The following is a 16,387-nucleotide window of genomic DNA, read 5'->3' on the forward strand; positions in this document are numbered from 1 at the left end:
ATTAAAAGCAGATACATATTTTATGTCAGAATCTCACAGTGAAGTCCGTGCCGCTGCCCAATTCCGATTTAATGATGAGGCGGGCGCGGTGGCGGGTGAGGATGTGCTTGACGATGGCAAGTCCGAGACCCGTGCCCTTTTTCGAGCGGCTGTCGGCGACGCTGACACGATAAAAACGCTCCGTCAGCCGCGGCACATGTTCGGCGGGAATGCCCGGCCCCTTGTCGATAACGCTCACCTCCACCGGCTTGCCGGGTTCGGCCCGCAGCCAGACATCCACGACCTTGCCTTCCTGGCCGTATTTGCAAGCATTTTCAACGAGGTTCTGGAATACCTGCACCAGCTCGTCGCGGTCTCCCTGCACCTCTGCCGGCCGGTCGGGCAGGTGCAGCGTGATGGTCACATCCAGCTCGTCGGCAAGCGGCAGCAGGGTATCGCGCACATGGCCGATGACGGGAACAAGATCGACCTTCTGGTCGGGCGCGATGTTGGCCCGCAATTCCAGCCGCGACAGCGACATGAGATCGTCCACCAGCCTGCTCATGCGGGTTGCCTGATCCAGCATGATGGCAAGGAAACGTTCCTGCGCCTTCGGGTCGTTGCGCGCCGGCCCCTGCATGGTTTCGATGAAACCGCGCAGCGAGGCGAGCGGTGTGCGCAATTCATGGCTGGCATTGGCGACGAAGTCGCTGCGCATGCGGTCGATGCGGCGAAGCTCCGAGACGTCGCGGAACGACAGGATATAGAATGGCGGGCCTGCCCCCTCTCCCACATCCGCACGGGCGATACGAACGATGAAGACCCGTTCGGAAGGGAAGCGCTCCGAATGTTCGACCTGGTTAGGCTGGCCGGTGGTGATGGTTTCGCGAATGACATCCAGGAGGCCGGGAGAGCGCAACCGGGCGGAAATATGCGCCCCGGCGGGCAACTGGCCGAAGGCACGCTCGGCCGCGCCGTTCTGAAACAGCACGCTGGCGTTCCTGTCGAGAATGAAAACGGGGGTATCCAGAACCGCGAGGCCCGCCCTTACGCCGGAAATGACGCTTTCGCCGGGCATTTCCTGCTCATCTGCCTCCTCAACCGGGCTCCCGTCGTTTGCGGGAGCCGCCGCCGGCCCCTCCCGGGCGGCGAGGATGGCAATGACGGCGCAAAGCCACAGGGCGGCGGGCATATAGGGCGTGTTGAGCTCGGCAACGGCCACGATGGCTAGCATGCTGACGATGAGAACGGGCAACCAGTTTCGACCGAGCTTCCTTCCCAAACGCCTTAACCCACCATCGCCTTCCATGACTGCCATTTCAGCCTGCTCTTTCCACTTTCATCTGACAGCGCATCGAAATCTCATAGGCCAGTTTCATGACAGAGATTCATCATCGCGCATTTTCCACAACGTATATGCGCAAAATCGACGCCGCAATCGCTGCCGCCGCAGCACCCCGGTCAAGCGCTCCTGTTTCACTTGAATTCTGGCTATGGATGTGAACTCATTGGCGTCGAGTTGCCTTTACACAACAACAGCCGGAGGAAACCATGGGCGAAGAAACGAAGAAGCGGGCGGTCGATATCACCATAGGCGGCAAACTGCGCAGCTTCGACATCGACGATCCGGTTCTTCCTGACTGGGTTGAGGAAAAGAAACTCTCCGCCGGCGATTTTCCCTACGACAAAAAGATGAAGCGGGAGGACTACGACAGCGCCCTTGAGGCGCTGCAGGTGGAGCTGGTCAAGGTGCAGTTCTGGCTGCAGGCCACCGGCAAAAGGGTCATGGCGGTTTTCGAGGGCCGCGATGCGGCGGGCAAGGGCGGCGCGATCTTCGCGACCCGGGCCTATCTCAACCCCCGCTATGCCCGTGTGGTGGCGCTGACCAAACCGACGGAAACCGAACGTGGCCAATGGTATTTCCAGCGCTATATCTCACATTTTCCGACCGCCGGCGAATTCGTTCTCTTCGATCGCTCGTGGTATAACCGCGCCGGGGTAGAGCCGGTCATGGGTTTCTGCACGCCGGAGGAACACAAGCGTTTCCTCAAGGAAACGCCGCGCCTGGAAAAGATGCTGGTCCATGAGGACGTTCATCTGTTCAAGTTCTGGCTCGACATCGGCCGCGAAACGCAGATCGAACGCTTCCATGACCGCCGCCACAGCCCGCTGAAATGCTGGAAGCTTTCGGATATGGACATAGCCGCGCTGACGAAATGGGACGACTACACGCAGAAGCGCGACGAAATGCTGGAAAAGACCCACACCGACGCCGCCCCCTGGACGGTGGTGCGCGCCAACGACAAGCGCCGCGCGCGGGTAAACCTCATCCGTCACATTCTTCTTGCGCTCGACTATGAGGGCAAGGACAAAAAGGCAATCGGCGAAATCGACGACAAGATTTTGGGATCTGGGCCGGATTTTCTCAAATAGGACCGGAAGACGCTGACAGGCGCCTCCATTCGAGACGCCTGTCTTTCCCTTACTGGCCCGGCAGAATGCGCACGGAATAAAGATTGACCGGGCGGCCGCTGCCATCGATATCGCTGTTGATGAAGATCCTGCCCGGCGCATTGGGGGCAAGAGATCGTTCGAATGTCGCGTTCAGCAGCATGTCCGCGCGCTCGGCCGTGGCGGTGAAGCGGTGGCGGGAGCAATCGCCCAATGTCGCGAAATCGCAGGCGACGGACACCTGGGTCTGACGGTCGCTGGAGGATTGCAGCGTGATCGAAATGGTCGAGGACTTGCCCGCCATATCCCGCATCACCTCCACCGGAACCTCGACGCTGACGGCGCCATCCTGCGAGACACTTCTCGAGGTTACCTTTATAGCCTTGCCGGCGGGTGTGGCGATGTTTTCGACATTGGCGCGTGGACCAGCCGAAACACCGGAACTGCCACGCTCCGCATTGAAGACTTCCACCCAGTCATCGGAAAAACCACGACCGGCGGAAAGGCTCGGCGCGGGCTCCGTCCCGTTGAAATCCTCCGCCTGCACCTGCGCCGGCGGATTGGGCACGCTGGTATCGCGCTGCTCCGGCGAGAGCAGGAGGCCTGAGGAATAGACCCACCAGGCGCCGAAACCGATAAAGGCCAGAAGAGTCACATAAATGAAAAGCCGGGCGAACAGCCCCCGGCGCTTGCGGCGGCCAACCGCGCCTTCCGGCCGGAAGGCAAGCGAAGAATCGCCCGCGCGGGAGCCTCTCTTCGGCGGCTTGCCATTGCGCTGCCCCGCACTCAGCGGCTCCGCAGCAGCGGCGGCGCCCGGCCGGACATCGCGTGTTTCGCCACGCAGTTCCGGCTCAACACCCATATCGCCGTGATCGGACGGCTGCGAAACGGGATCGACCGAGTGATCGTCCGGCGCCGGACTTTCCGGTGCGGGCGGGCGCAATTGCTGCTCCACCCTGTCCAGAAGCCGGTTGCGCTCTTCATTCTCGATCTGGTGGATCAGGCCTTCAAGCCGCTGGCGCTGCTGGGAGACAACCTGCGGATCGTCTATGCCCTGCTTGCGCAGGCCCGCTTCCAGTGCCTGGCGGGAGGATTGGTAAATCCGTGCACGAACTTCGGCGTTCGATCTGTCCGATTTTTCCAGAGCATTTCTGATTGCCGTTTCCAGTCCGCTCACGACCGATCCTTGTTCTATTGCGCTTTGCAAAAAATATGCGGCGCTGCGCCATGGGTTCACGATTCGGTAACGGCTATACCGCCCCTCCGCAAGCATCGTTTGTGATAAAGACCGGATTGCCTTGGGGAAAATCAATTCATTGTGGCGCTACGAACGCAGATTCCATAGGCGAACGCCACGCTGTTTTCGCTTTCAATCTGCTGCTGAACGCGATATTGACTTACGTGCGCGTAAACGTAATTCGTGGGAGGAGACATGCTACCGTCCGTGCTGAAAGACAATCTGCGTCTTCCGGTCATAGCATCACCGCTATTCATCATTTCACATCCGCAGCTGACGCTGGCGCAGTGCAAGGCGGGCGTCATCGGCGCTTTCCCGGCGCTTAATGCGCGGCCCGAAAGCCAGCTCGACGAGTGGCTGGCAATGATCACCGAGGAGCTTGACGCTCACAACCGGGCCAATCCCGAGCGCCCGGCGGCGCCCTTCGCGGTCAACCAGATCGTGCACATGTCCAACCGGCGGCTGGAGCACGATCTCGGCCTTTGCGTGAAATACAAGGTGCCGGTGGTGATTTCCTCGCTTGGCGCTGTGCCGGAGGTCAATGCGGCCGTGCATTCCTATGGCGGCATCGTGCTGCATGACGTCATCAACGACCGCCATGCCCGCTCCGCCATTCGCAAGGGCGCGGATGGGCTGATCGCGGTGGCGACGGGTGCCGGCGGACATGCGGGCACGCTTTCGCCCTTCGCCCTCGTTCAGGAAATTCGCGAATGGTTTGACGGCCCGCTGCTGCTGGCCGGCGCCATCGCCAATGGCGGCTCCATTCTCGCGGCGCAGGCCATGGGCGCGGATATGGCCTATATCGGCTCCCCCTTCATCGCCACCGAGGAAGCGCGCGCTTCCGAAGGCTACAAGCAGGCTATTGTGGACGCGCAGGCCAAGGATATCGTCTATTCGAACTATTTCACGGGCGTACACGGCAACTACCTGAAAAGCTCGATCGTCGCCTCCGGCATGGATCCCGACAATCTGCCCGAAGCCGATCCTTCGAAAATGGACTTCGAAACGGTCTCCGGCGGCGCCAAGGCCTGGAAAGATATATGGGGCGCAGGGCAAGGCATCGGCGCCGTCAAGGCGGTGGAACCGGTGGCAGCGCTCGTCGATCGTCTGGCAAATGAATATGAAACGGCCAAAAAGCGCATCTGCTGGAAAGGCTGACGTCTCCGGCAAACAATGGACAGGCAAAGCTTTTTGCGGAAATTTCAAAACCAGCACATTCAAGGCTTGAAATCCATCGGCATTGCCTGTATCAGCCCGCCATGAAGCTGATCCGCAACAAACGGGTCATAATCGGGCCGCTTTAGCTCAGTTGGTAGAGCACGTCATTCGTAATGACGGGGTCACGTGTTCGAGTCACGTAAGCGGCACCATTTTTCTCACAGACTATTATCTGAATAGAAACGCGCTGTCAGGACCAGCCCGAGACATAGGGCCGGCCGTGCAGACCCGCGAGATAAAAGCGCCGCGATTAACGAACAATCACGCCGTACTGACCGTAATACGGTGGGCGCGGGCGGTGGCGATAGTCACCGCGCCATTCCCTGCGATCCCGCCACTCTCTGTGTTGCCGCCAGTTCCGGCGGTCATAGTCGCGGTAATATCTGTCTCGATCATAAGCTCGATAATAGACGCCGGACGAATAATATCCGCCCGTGCGGTAACCGCCATCGTCAACGCATCCGCTCAGGATGCCGACCGACAAGAGGCAGATTGCTGCGGTTAGAATCTTCATGAACTCATCTCCCAATAACCGACCTCAACGTCCGTCCGTGTCCTCGGTTCCGTTAGGAAGAGTGATGCGGCAGGCCTGAACGAGGGCTGAATGATACCGGTCGCTCTGACCTGATGCCTCATACGGGAGTGGGTTCATCAGAATTGGCGGCTTCCGGCTGCCGGCTACACCGATGGAAGGAAGGTATTCGTCGTCACGCTGAAACCAACCGGGCTCCACTCACGTTGATTGTCTAGTTTTGATTAACTTGAAAGCTCTCAACATGGACGTCATTCGTATCCTGATCGCGATCATCCTTCCGCCCGTCGGCGTGTTTCTTCAGGTCGGGCTCGGCCTGCATTTCTGGCTTAATATTCTCCTCACGCTGTGCGGTTATGTTCCCGGCATTATCCACGCGATCTGGGTGATCCTGCGGAGGTGATATCCGCTCTCATCGGCGATGGGACGTCCGCAACATTTTAGTACGTGATTAAATTCTCATTGGCTGCTGGAACCTCGTCTTCTCCCTCACGTTATGGTGATGACACCAGTCAAGGAGAAAATCATGAACCAGATCATCTACATCGTCGGCCTCGTCGTCATCGTTCTGGCGATCCTGTCGTTTTTCGGCTTCCGCTGATCCCAGTTGTCAATTCGATCGCTTGCGCATATCCTAAGCAGCAGTGACACACGACTGCGTTCATGGGTTGCTTCGCTGTCGGGTGTATTTCGGGATCGCGTTGCTCTGGGAGGTGCACGATGAAGAACGAGAGATGGACAGAGCCTGTCGAGGTCAATCTCGAGGCGAATGGCAAGAGTGTCATCGCTGGCCCCTTCGAAGCATTGACATTATTGACCGAAGGCTGGCCCAAAACTGGCGGATTGAGCTTTGTGAGAGCGAGAAGCGCCTGCCGTGCCGCCCTTGACGGACGTAAATCGCCCGAAGAAGCACGCAAGTGCTTCACCGACGCGGTTTCCGAGATGCAGAAAAACCCGCATTGACGCACCCAAAAGAAAACGGCTCCTGAAAAGGAGCCGTTCTTTTATTTACGACGCGTTCGGCGATCGAACGGCCGGAAGCGCTTTACATCCAATAGGGTGCGATGCCGTAATAATCATAGACCTTGCTGTCCTTGGCGTTCAGCAGATCGTTATCGTCGAGATTGGCGAAGTGCGGCGCGTTTTCGATCTCTTCTTTGGTGAGATCGATGCGGTAGCCGTCGAGTTCTTCGTCGTAATGCAGCTTTTCCCAGGGCAGCGGATAATAGTCGTCACCGATGCCGAGGAAGCCGCCAAAGCTCAAGACCGCATAGGCAACGCGCCCGCCGCGCTTTTCCAGAATGATGCGCTGGATCGAGCCAATATGCTTGCCGTCGGCGCCGTAAACACGCGTGCCTTCCACCTTGTCGCTGGCGATCAGGCTCGGCGTATCCTTGACATAGGGGTCCTGTCCGGCGCGGGGTTCCTGATGCATCATCTGCCTTTCCTCCTTGATTTTCCTCGTTTGTGTCACGTCTGGTAAACCCTTCGACGGACAATTCGTTCCGCGGCGTTTCAGGCGCTTCGGCGGGAATTTTTTTGAAGTGGAATGGAACGAAAACGACCTTATTGGCGGATTTTCTGCCAGACAGAGGGAGAAACACCGACCATCTTGCGAAAGACGCGGGAGAAATGCGCCTGATCCGAAAACCCGGCGGCAATGGCGATGTCGGTCAGCGCCATGTCTGTCCGCATCATCAGTTCCTTGACGTGATCAATGCGCGCCTGCATCTGCCATTGGTGGGGCGGCACGCCGGTGGAGGCCTTGAAGGCATGGCTGAAATGCGATTGCGACAGGTTGGTGAGGTCCGCCAGCTCCTCCAGCCGGATCGACCGCAGGCAATGTTCGCGGATGTAATCCGTCGCCGCCCTTAACTGCCAGGCGGCGAGCTTGCTGCGTTTTTTGACCGGCTCCCTTTTCACTTTCAGGAAATCCGTCAATAGCGCCAGCACGAGGCTTTCGCCATAAAGGTCATGCAGCGGATCGGGATTATCGCATTCGGCGGCAATCAGTCGCGCCAGCGCCAGCAGGCGCTCATCCTCGAACATCAGATGCGGATCGAGCAGGCTGTGCGGGTCGAAGCCCTGCACCAGCCGGGCACCCAGCAATCCCGCATCGAAATGCAGATCAAGGTGGCGCACGAAGGAGACGTTGCTCAGTTCGGCATGCACATCCAGATCGGCGGGGACGAAGGAAATTCGGTTCGCCTTGGACGACCCGTAATTGTCGCGGCGGAAGCGGTTTATCATGAACCTGCCGTCATCCGTCCCGTCCATATCCAGCAGGAAAACGAAACGCGGATCCTTGCCGACGTAACGGCCGCCGGCCTTCGGGGCGCAACGCACATCCCAGAGATCGGCGACGATGCCGTTCCAGACCCGCGAGCGCGGCCCGCCAATGACGGCAAAGCCCTCGATCTCATTTTCCATCCGCACGCGGAAAGCCATGGCCTCTCGATCCCGCAGGGCGCCATGGCGCCACTATAAACATGATAAATCTATTCATGTTTATAGTGGCAAACTGCTTTCCCCGCAACTGCCGGCCTTCAGCCAAGTCTTACCACTTCTTGGAAAGCTTGAAGGTGATGGTGCGGCTATCGCCCCAGCCGCAGACGGAGACGCCGGCGCAGCTCTTTACATATTCCTTGTCGAAGACATTGGCGACGTTGATCGATGCGGTCCAGTCGTTCTTCTCATAGCGGATTGCGGCGTCGAAGACGGCAGCATCCGGAACGCGCAACGTATTTGTCTCATCCGCCCAGGACTTGCCCTGATACCGCACGCCGCCGCCGAGGCTGAGGCCTTCCAGCGCGTCTGTGGTAAAGGCATAGTCCAGCCACAGCGAGGCGGTGTGGGCGGGCACGATCCATGGCGATTTGCCGATAAGGTTAGGATTGGCATCGCGGGTAATCTCCAGATCCGTATAGGAATAGGAGGCGATCGCCTTCCAGTTGTCGGTGAGATTGGCCTTGGCCTCCAGCTCGAGGCCAGTGGCTTCCACCTGCCCGAACTGGCCGCTCGTGGTGACCCCGCCAGCCGTATAGGAAACGATGGCATTGTCCTTCACCAGCTTGAAGACGGAGGCCGTGATGCTGCCATCGAAGAAGGTCGGCTCATATTTGATACCGGCCTCGAACTGGTGTCCCTCTTCCGGAGAAGCGGGAGTGCCATCCGCAAGCGTATCGATGAGCGGATTGAAGAAAGTGGCGGCCGAGACATAGGGTGTCAGGCCATTGTCGAATTCATAGGCGAGACCGGCGCGGCCGCTCAGCGCATCGTCATTCGAGCGGCGGGAGAGGCCCGCAGGCAGCCTGTTGTTCAGTTCCGTGTCGACATAGTCGTAACGGCCATTCAGCGTGACCAGCCAGCCATCGCCGAAACGCAGCTGGTCCTGCGCGTAGATGCCGATCTGCTGCTGGGTCACGATATTGTCGGCATAAACGAAATTCGTTCCCTGCGTCGAGCCATAGACCGGGTTGAGCGCACCGATTGCATTCGATCCGCAGCAGGCCTGCACCTGGTCCAGCCGGTAATATTTATAGTCGAGACCGAAGAGCAGCGAATGATTGACCGCACCGGTATCGAACTGGCCTTCGACCCGATTATCCACGCCGAAACTGTCGACTTTCGACACGCCATCGTAACCGAAGCGGGTCAACATATAGTCGTTGGTGGTGGCATCGAGGATCGGCTGACCGTTTGCATCTGTATTGGCCCAGCCACCGGCATAGGGTCCGGTTTCGTGCTTGTAGAGGTGGCCATAGCGGGCGTTCTGGCTGATCTTCCAGCCATTGTCGAATTCGTGGCTGACCTCGTAACCCACCATGGACTGATAGACGCGGCCATTGTCGATATCCGGCTCGCCATAAAAGGCCTTGCGGTCGAGCTTGCCGAAGGGCGCGTCGACCACGGTGCCGACATAGGGCAGGAAGCCGTTGCCGATATGAACCTGATCGAGCGCCGAGAAATAACCGTAAAGCGTGGCGCTTGTCTGCGCGTCCGGCTCGAAGGTGATCTGCGGCATGATGAAGCCGCGCAAATCCTCGGAATAATCGGTGTAATTGTCGCCGCCGGAGACCTTGCCGGTGACGCGGTATTTCCACACGCCTTCACCATCGACCTTGTCGCCGAGATCGAAACCGAAGAAGGCATTGCCGAAATTATTGATGCCGATTTCCGTTTCGCGCACCGGCTCATCCTGCGTGCGCTTGCGGACCATCTGCACGATACCGCCGGGATTTGCGCCGCCATAAAGCACCGAGGCCGGGCCTTTCAAAATTTCCACGCGCTCCAGACCGTAGGCATCCATCTGGAAACCGCCGAAACCGTAGCTGAACAGGTTCAGACCATCCAGAAACACGCCGGTCTGGGTGGCCTGAAAACCACGGATGTAAATCCAGTCCGTGTCCGGGTCGGTGCCGAAGGGCTCCGCCGTCACACCGGGGGTGTAACGCAGTACCTCGTCGATTTTCGTCACCGCGCCGCGGTCATCCATTTCCTGGCGGCCGACGACCGATACGGATTGCGGAATATCCCTGGTTTCCGTCTCGGTTTTCGAACCGGTCGCGCTTTTCTTCGCGACATAACCCCGGACCGGACCCGTCGCGTTTTCCGCGCCCTGCCCTTCAACGGTAATCTGCTGCAGAACGGTCGTGTCCTGCGCGTGGCCCATCGCTGGCGCCAGCAAAACAACGGCGGCCGTGCCCAAAGCCAGACGGCTCAAAAACATCCCATGCAAATTTTTCAAGATATGCCCCGAAACAGATCGCGGCCGATGTCCAAATTCGACAGGCCGCGGCACCTCAATTAAGCTGAGTATTTACATCAGGATTAAGGCGGGATGCTTGTCGTTTTCTGGCAGGATTTGAAGCTTATTGGCCTCTCGCACAGTTTTGCGTCCATCATTTATCAGGCAGGGCTTCGATATCAACCCTTGCGCCGGCCGATCCTTGCAAGCTGCATGACCGGAAGCATGCCGATGACGACGATTGCCAGCGCTGCGATTGCCGCCTCCTCATAGGTGCCGCGCGCCGCTTCGCCATAAAGATGGGTAGCGAAGGTTTCGAAATTCAGCGGCCTCAACAGAAGCGTGGCGGGAAGCTCCTTGACGCAATCGACAAAGATCAGCAGCGCCGCTGCCGCAAGCGACGCCTTGGATAACGGCAGATGAATCTGGCGGAATGTCTGCGTCGCGGATCGCCCGAGCGTTCGCGAAGCGTGATCGAAGGATTGGGGTATGCGGCTGAGGCCGGCATCCACACCGCCCGCCGCAATGGTGAGGAAACGCGCCGAATAGGCGTAGATCAGCGCGGCACCGCTGCCGATGAAGATGAGGCCGGTAGACATGCCGAACCAGTCACGCATGGTCTGGTCGACAAACCGGTCGAAGCCGCCAAGCGCGATCAGCACGCCGATGGCGATGACCGTGCCGGGGGCCGCATATCCGACCGTCGAAAGGCGATAGGACCAGAGCGAGAGACGCCCCGGTGCAAGGCGCATGGCGTAAGCAACCGCAAGGCCGAGGATAAGGGTGATGATCGTCGCCAGGCCGGCAAAGACGATGGTGTTCAGAGCCTCATCGGCAAAGCGGGCGGAGAGGCCGCTGAAACGGAACCGTTTCCATGCCTCGATGACGAGATAGGCGGCCGGCGCCACAAAGCCGATCAGGACCGGCAGGCCGCCGAGTACGAAAGCGGCCCAGCCCTTCAGGCCGTTGAGTCGCAGCGGCTCCAGTTCCCTGCTTTTCTGCGCCGAAACGGCATAACGCTGCTTGCGTCGCGCCCAGCGCTCCAGCGCCACGAGGGCGACAACGATGAACAGCATGGAAAGCGCGATCTGCGCCGCACCCGGCAGGTCGGATTTCGTGACCCAAGTGGTGTAGACGGAAACGGTGAGGGTGCGGACGCCGAGGAATTCCGATGCGCCTATATCGTTCAGCGCTTCCATCAGGGCAAGGCTGATGCCGACCGCAATCGCCGGGCGCGCCAGCGGCACCGCGACCTTGAAGAAGGCCGCGCGTCTGGAAACGCCGAGCGTTCGCGCCGCTTCCAGCAGGTTGCCCGCCTGTGTCAGGAACATGGCGCGCACGGGAATATAGACATAAGGAAACAGCACGAAGCCGAGAAGGACGATGCAGCCCGCCATGGACCTTATGTCCGGCAGGCGAAATTCGCGCGGGCTGGAATAACCGAGCAGCCAGCGGATCGCGCCCTGCACCGGTCCTATGGGATGCAGAATATCCAGATAGGCGTAAGCGACGATATAGGTGGGCATGGCCAGCGGCAGCAGCAGCGCCCATTCCAATATTTTGCGGCCGGGAAAATCATAGGCGGTGACCAGCCAGGCGGCATAGGTTCCGACGACGCCGGCCAGCAACCCGACCCCGGCGAGAAGGATCGCCGTATCCGGAAGCGCCGTCCAGAGCACGGTCGAGCCGAGATGCGCCCACAGGCCTTCAGAACCCTGCAACGCCTGCGATACAAGCGCCAGAACCGGCACCATGGCGCCGCAGACCCCCAGCACGGAAAGGCACAGCCACCAGAAGGAGGATGAAAACCTGGCTCGGGCACGAGGTGTCAATGGCTGGATGGCGTCTGGATTCATGTGCTTTTAGAAAATACGCGGAAAGGCGCCCGCGAATGCGAACGCCTTCCACCATGTTATCGCTGATTGGCCCTTACTTGTCGAAACCGACCTTGTCGACCAGCTCGCTCGCCTGCTTGCGGTGCGAGACGATTTCCGTCAGCGGCTTGTTATCGATCTTCAGCGTACCGAAGGAAGCGATGATCTCGTTGAGAGCCGCACCCTGCTTGACCGGATATTCGTAGTTGGCTTCAGCATAGATTTTCTGGGCTTCGTCGGAGACGAGATATTCCAGCAGCTTGACGGCTTCCGCCTTGTTCGGTGCATTTTTGGCCACAGCCGCGCCGCTGATATTGACCTGCGTGCCGCCATTCTTGAAGGTCGGCAGAACCACCTTGATGGCGTCGCCCCACTTTACCTGCTCCTCGCCGCCCTTGCCCGAGCGCATCAGACCGACATAATAGGAGTTGGCGATGCCGATATCGCAAATGCCGCCGAGGATATCCTTGGCAACGTCACGGTCGCCGCCGCCTGCCTTGCGGGCCAGGTTTTCCTTGACGCCGGCAAGCCACTTTTCGGTGTCCGCAGCGCCGTAATGGGCGATGTAGTCGGCAAAAAGCGCCGTGTTATAGGGGTGCTGGCCGGCGCGAATGCAGACCTTGCCCTTCCACTTCGCATCCGCCAGATCTTCATAGTTGAAGGAGGCGAGATCGACATCCTTCGCCGCATAAAGAACGCGGGCGCGCATGGAGAGCGCGAACCAATGGCCCTTGGCGTCGCGAAGTTCAGCCGGGATAGCCTTGGTCAGGGTTTCGGATTCGACCGCCTGGGTGACGCCCTTTTCGGCGAGATCGACGAGGTTGCCGGCATCCACCGTCATCAGAACGTCGGCAGGCGAGCTTGCGCCCTCGCTCAGAACGCGCTCGGCAAGACCGTCCTTCAGGAACACGGTATTGACCTTGACGCCGCTCGAGGCGGTGAAGGATTCCAGCAGCGGCTGGATCAGGCCCGGTTCGCGGGTGGTGTAAATGTTGAGTTCCGCAGCGCTGGCCGTTCCAGCTGCAAAGGCAACCGTGCTGGCAAGCAGGGCAAATCTGGTAAATTTCGTCATGTTTTGTCTCCCTCTCCGATAGCGGCATATAGAGGGAGCAGACATCATACATGATGACCCAAATCAAGTTTTATTTCTCTGTTTTTCGGGCGGATTCGATCACCAAGAGTTGAAAATGGAGCGGAAATGAACATGCAAATCCGCTCACTCAACTTGCAGTAAATATCAGCACTCCCTTGGGGTCGATACCGAAGCGCACCGCTGTCGTCCGTGCGGGTGTGCGCTGCATTGTCCTCACACGCAGATCGGCCGACAGTCCGGGCACGGCTATGCCAAGCTGCTCGATTTCCCCGAGGAAGACACGGCTCGATATTTCGCCGGCAATTCCTTCTTTCGCCGCACCGTCCTCGATGATCGAAATCGCATTTGGGCGAACATAGGCAACGGCGGCGAGACCGTCAGGCAGATCGGACGCATCGCCCAGAAGCCCGAGCGGCGTTTCGACTCTTCCCTGTTTTACCCGGCCTTCGATTTTGTTGAAGGCGCAGAAAAAATCGGCGGCATAACGGGTCTTGGGATGATCGTGGATTTCGTAACCCGTGCCGCTCTGCACGATGCGCCCGCGCTGCATCAGAACCACGCGGTCACCTGCCGAAAGCGCCTCTTCCGGATCATGCGTCACCATGATCGCCGTCGTGCCCAGTTGCCGCAACAGGCCGAGCGTTTCCTCGCGCACGCTGTCGCGCAATCCCCTGTCCAGATTGGAAAAGGGCTCGTCCATCAGGAGCAGGCCGGGCTGCGGGGCAAGCGCGCGGGCGAGCGCCACACGCTGCTGCTCGCCGCCAGAAAGCGTATGCGGATAACGTTTCGCCAATTCCTGCAGGTGAACATGTTCTATCATCTCGGCAGCGCGGCGGCGGGCTTCCACCTTCGGCAAAGACCGAAGACCGAACATGACATTCTGCTCGACGGTCAGATGCGGAAACAGCGCATAATCCTGAAAGACAAAACCGATATTGCGCTTTTCCGGCTCGACGAAAACAGCAGGGCCGGCAACGACAGCGCCGTTCAGGGAAACGCTGCCATGGTCCGGCGTCTCCACGCCCGCCACGATGCGCAGCAGGGTCGATTTTCCACAGCCGGAGCGCCCTACCAGACAAATGATTTCGCCGCGTTCGACGGAAAGATCGATATCGGACAGCACTTCCGTCTCGCCGAATCTCTTCCCGACCGATTTCAGTTCAAGCGCTGCCCTGCCTGCCATTTCCAATCCTGCCCTGCTTTGCGAATTATGTTGATCGCTCAAATCAGGATTAAAGTCAAAAAAGCCGGGCAAAATGCTTTTCCCTTCACGAGTTGGCGAGATGTGCGGCAGCAATATTGACGTTTACGTTAGAGTTAAATAGGTTTTGCCGACGAGATAGACGTCAAGGGATTAGGCGTCTATCATTCGTCACCGGGGAGCGAGAGGAGCGGTCGATCCGGTGACGCCACATGAGGTTCCCTCAACCCGGCCGATTGGGCCGGCTGAATGCGGGAGCTTCGTGAACATCAGGCAGCCGAAAGCGCCCTTCACGCGTTTCAAGGAATGCGCGGCGCGACAAAGACTCTGGGAGGAGAAGCATGAGTGAACTGTCCCTGGGACACCCGGAAAACGTCAGCGCAGAGAAGCGTTGGCTGGCATCCTATCCGCCGGGCGTACCCTCCGAAATCCCCGCATCCGCCCATGCCTCCCTTGTCGAACTTCTCGAAAAGAGCTGTGCGCAATTTGCCGACCGCAAGGCCTTTTCCAGCATGGGAAAGTCCCTGACCTATCGGGAACTGGACGCTGAAACCCGCGCGGTCGCTGCCTGGCTGCAATCCAGAGGGCTGGAAAAAGGCGACCGGGTTGCCGTGATGATGCCGAATATCCTGCAAAATCCCGTCGCGGTGTACGGGATTTTGCGGGCGGGCATGATCGTGGTCAATGTCAATCCGCTCTATACCCCGCGCGAGCTGGAACATCAGCTCAAGGATTCCGGCGCAAAGGCGATCTTCGTTCTGGAGAACTTCGCCCATGTGGCGCAGCAGGCGGTGCCGAAAACCGCGGTGCGGCATGTGGTCGTCGCGGCGATGGGCGATCTCCTCGGCCTGAAGGGACATATCGTCAATCTGGTGGTTCGCAAGGTCAAGAAACTGGTGCCCGCCTACGCCATTCCCGGTTCCATCAGCTTCAAGGCGATGCTGAAGGAAGGCCAGGGATTTTCGCTGAAGCCGGTCAGCCTTACGGCGCAGGACATCGCCTTCCTGCAATATACCGGCGGCACAACCGGCGTATCCAAGGGTGCGGTTCTCACCCATGCCAATCTTCTGGCCAACAAGCTTCAGATCAGCCTGTGGCTGGACGCCGCTTTTAATGGCCGAAAGGACCGCCCGGAAGTTCTCAACTTCATCTGCGCGCTGCCGCTCTGCCACATCTTCGCATTGACGGTGAATTCGCTGATGGGCATTGCGCTCGGCGGTCATAATCTGCTCATCGCCAATCCGCGCGACATTCCCGGCTTCGTGAAGGAGCTGACGCATTATCAGCCGCATGTTTTCCCTGGCATCAACACGCTTTTCAACGCGCTGATGAACAATGAGGATTTCCGCAAGCTCGATCTGTCGTCGCTTATTCTGGTTCTCGGCGGCGGCATGGCGGTGCAAAGGCCCGTGGCGGAGCGCTGGCTTTCGATCGTCGGTTGCCCGATTGCAGAAGGCTACGGCCTCTCCGAGACATCCCCGGTCGCCACCGTCAACCGCCTCGATTCCACGGAATTCAGCGGCACCATCGGCCTGCCCATCTCCTCGACCGAAATCGATATTCGCGACGAGGACGGCAACAGCCTGCCGACAGGCGAAGTCGGCGAGATCTGCATTCGCGGGCCGCAGGTCATGGCCGGCTATTGGCAGCGGCCGGATGAAACCGCAAAAGCCATGACCGCCGACGGCTTCTTCCGTTCCGGCGACATGGGTTTCATGGACGAGCGCGGTTACACCAAGATCGTTGATCGCAAGAAGGACATGATCCTCGTTTCCGGTTTCAACGTCTATCCGAACGAGGTGGAAGAAGTGGCCGCCAGCCATCCGGGCGTGCTGGAATGCGCCGCAATCGGTGTTCCGGATGAACATTCCGGCGAAACCGTCAAGCTTTTCGTGGTCAAGAAGGACCAGTCACTCACGGAAGCGGAGCTCAAGGCCTTCTGCGCCAAGAACCTGACGAACTACAAAAGGCCGAAAATCATCGAGTTCCGCACCGAGTTGCCGAAATCGAATGTCGGCAAAATCTTGCGGCGCGAATTGCGCAATCTGAACTGAT

At 59.1% G+C, this 16,387-nt stretch carries 14 protein-coding genes and 1 tRNA gene; 6 read left to right on the forward strand and 9 right to left on the reverse strand.

Translation table 11 applies throughout. From position 1 onward, the window contains the following. Positions 1–25: 25 nt before the first annotated feature. Positions 26–1,297 (reverse strand): phosphate regulon sensor histidine kinase PhoR, encoded by a 1,272-nt coding sequence (gene phoR, locus BTE54_RS02295; protein ID WP_078051297.1) that lies wholly within the window; start codon positions 1,295–1,297, stop codon positions 26–28. A gap of 233 nt (positions 1,298–1,530) precedes the next feature. On the opposite strand from phoR, the gene ppk2 reads away from it, so the two are divergent. After that, a complete protein-coding gene (gene ppk2 / locus BTE54_RS02300) occupies positions 1,531–2,412 on the forward strand; it encodes a polyphosphate kinase 2 (protein ID WP_078051298.1) in 882 nt (293 codons plus the stop codon). A gap of 49 nt (positions 2,413–2,461) precedes the next feature. Here the strand turns inward: ppk2 and BTE54_RS02305 are convergent, their stop codons facing one another. Further along, complete coding sequence (locus BTE54_RS02305) at positions 2,462–3,607, reverse strand: hypothetical protein (protein WP_078051299.1); 1,146 nt, start codon at positions 3,605–3,607, stop codon at positions 2,462–2,464. A 255-nt stretch (positions 3,608–3,862) separates the two neighbouring features. Here BTE54_RS02305 and BTE54_RS02310 point away from each other — a divergent pair, with 255 nt between their 5' ends. Together BTE54_RS02310 and BTE54_RS02315 are read left to right on the forward strand one after the other, a co-directional pair. After that, positions 3,863–4,825 (forward strand): nitronate monooxygenase family protein, encoded by a 963-nt coding sequence (locus BTE54_RS02310; RefSeq protein ID WP_078051300.1) that lies wholly within the window; start codon positions 3,863–3,865, stop codon positions 4,823–4,825. 136 nt (positions 4,826–4,961) lie between these two features. Further along, positions 4,962–5,037 (forward strand) — tRNA-Thr (locus BTE54_RS02315). Positions 5,038–5,135: 98 nt separating this feature from the next. Here BTE54_RS02315 and BTE54_RS02320 read toward each other — a convergent pair. Next, complete coding sequence (locus BTE54_RS02320; protein WP_078051301.1) at positions 5,136–5,399, reverse strand: hypothetical protein; 264 nt, start codon at positions 5,397–5,399, stop codon at positions 5,136–5,138. Positions 5,400–5,661: 262 nt separating this feature from the next. On the opposite strand from BTE54_RS02320, the gene BTE54_RS02325 reads away from it, so the two are divergent. Together BTE54_RS02325 and BTE54_RS02330 are read left to right on the forward strand one after the other, a co-directional pair. Beyond that, the gene (locus BTE54_RS02325; RefSeq protein WP_020811433.1) at positions 5,662–5,820 is read left to right on the forward strand and encodes a YqaE/Pmp3 family membrane protein; all 159 of its coding nucleotides are present in this window, start codon (positions 5,662–5,664) and stop codon (positions 5,818–5,820) included. Between the two features lie 317 nt (positions 5,821–6,137). Continuing rightward, positions 6,138–6,380 carry a DUF982 domain-containing protein gene (locus tag BTE54_RS02330; protein WP_065654540.1) on the forward strand — a complete coding sequence of 81 codons (243 nt, stop codon included), beginning with the start codon at positions 6,138–6,140 and terminating at the stop codon, positions 6,378–6,380. An 82-nt stretch (positions 6,381–6,462) separates the two neighbouring features. On the opposite strand, the gene BTE54_RS02335 is transcribed toward BTE54_RS02330, so the two are convergent. From BTE54_RS02335 to BTE54_RS02360, 6 genes are all read right to left on the reverse strand, one after another. Further along, on the reverse strand, positions 6,463–6,855 hold the full coding sequence (locus tag BTE54_RS02335) for a PRC-barrel domain-containing protein (protein WP_078051302.1): 393 nt from the start codon (positions 6,853–6,855) through the stop codon (positions 6,463–6,465). Between the two features lie 128 nt (positions 6,856–6,983). Continuing rightward, positions 6,984–7,865 carry an AraC family transcriptional regulator gene (locus BTE54_RS02340; protein WP_198939052.1) on the reverse strand — a complete coding sequence of 294 codons (882 nt, stop codon included), beginning with the start codon at positions 7,863–7,865 and terminating at the stop codon, positions 6,984–6,986. 109 nt (positions 7,866–7,974) lie between these two features. Continuing rightward, the gene (locus tag BTE54_RS02345; protein ID WP_078051303.1) at positions 7,975–10,164 is read right to left on the reverse strand and encodes a TonB-dependent siderophore receptor; all 2,190 of its coding nucleotides are present in this window, start codon (positions 10,162–10,164) and stop codon (positions 7,975–7,977) included. A 179-nt stretch (positions 10,165–10,343) separates the two neighbouring features. Further along, a complete protein-coding gene (locus tag BTE54_RS02350; protein WP_078051304.1) occupies positions 10,344–12,020 on the reverse strand; it encodes an iron ABC transporter permease in 1,677 nt (558 codons plus the stop codon). 73 nt (positions 12,021–12,093) lie between these two features. Next, complete coding sequence (locus BTE54_RS02355; protein WP_003503602.1) at positions 12,094–13,110, reverse strand: extracellular solute-binding protein; 1,017 nt, start codon at positions 13,108–13,110, stop codon at positions 12,094–12,096. 148 nt (positions 13,111–13,258) lie between these two features. Beyond that, entirely contained in the window at positions 13,259–14,314 is a 1,056-nt protein-coding gene (locus tag BTE54_RS02360) for an ABC transporter ATP-binding protein (RefSeq protein ID WP_078051305.1), read from the reverse strand. Between the two features lie 359 nt (positions 14,315–14,673). Between BTE54_RS02360 and BTE54_RS02365 the strand changes: the two genes are divergently transcribed. Next, a complete protein-coding gene (locus BTE54_RS02365; protein WP_078051306.1) occupies positions 14,674–16,386 on the forward strand; it encodes a long-chain fatty acid--CoA ligase in 1,713 nt (570 codons plus the stop codon). Position 16,387: the final 1 nt, after the last annotated feature.

This window comes from Agrobacterium sp. YIC 4121, from assembly GCF_002008205.1.
Classification (GTDB): domain Bacteria; phylum Pseudomonadota; class Alphaproteobacteria; order Rhizobiales; family Rhizobiaceae; genus Agrobacterium; species Agrobacterium leguminum.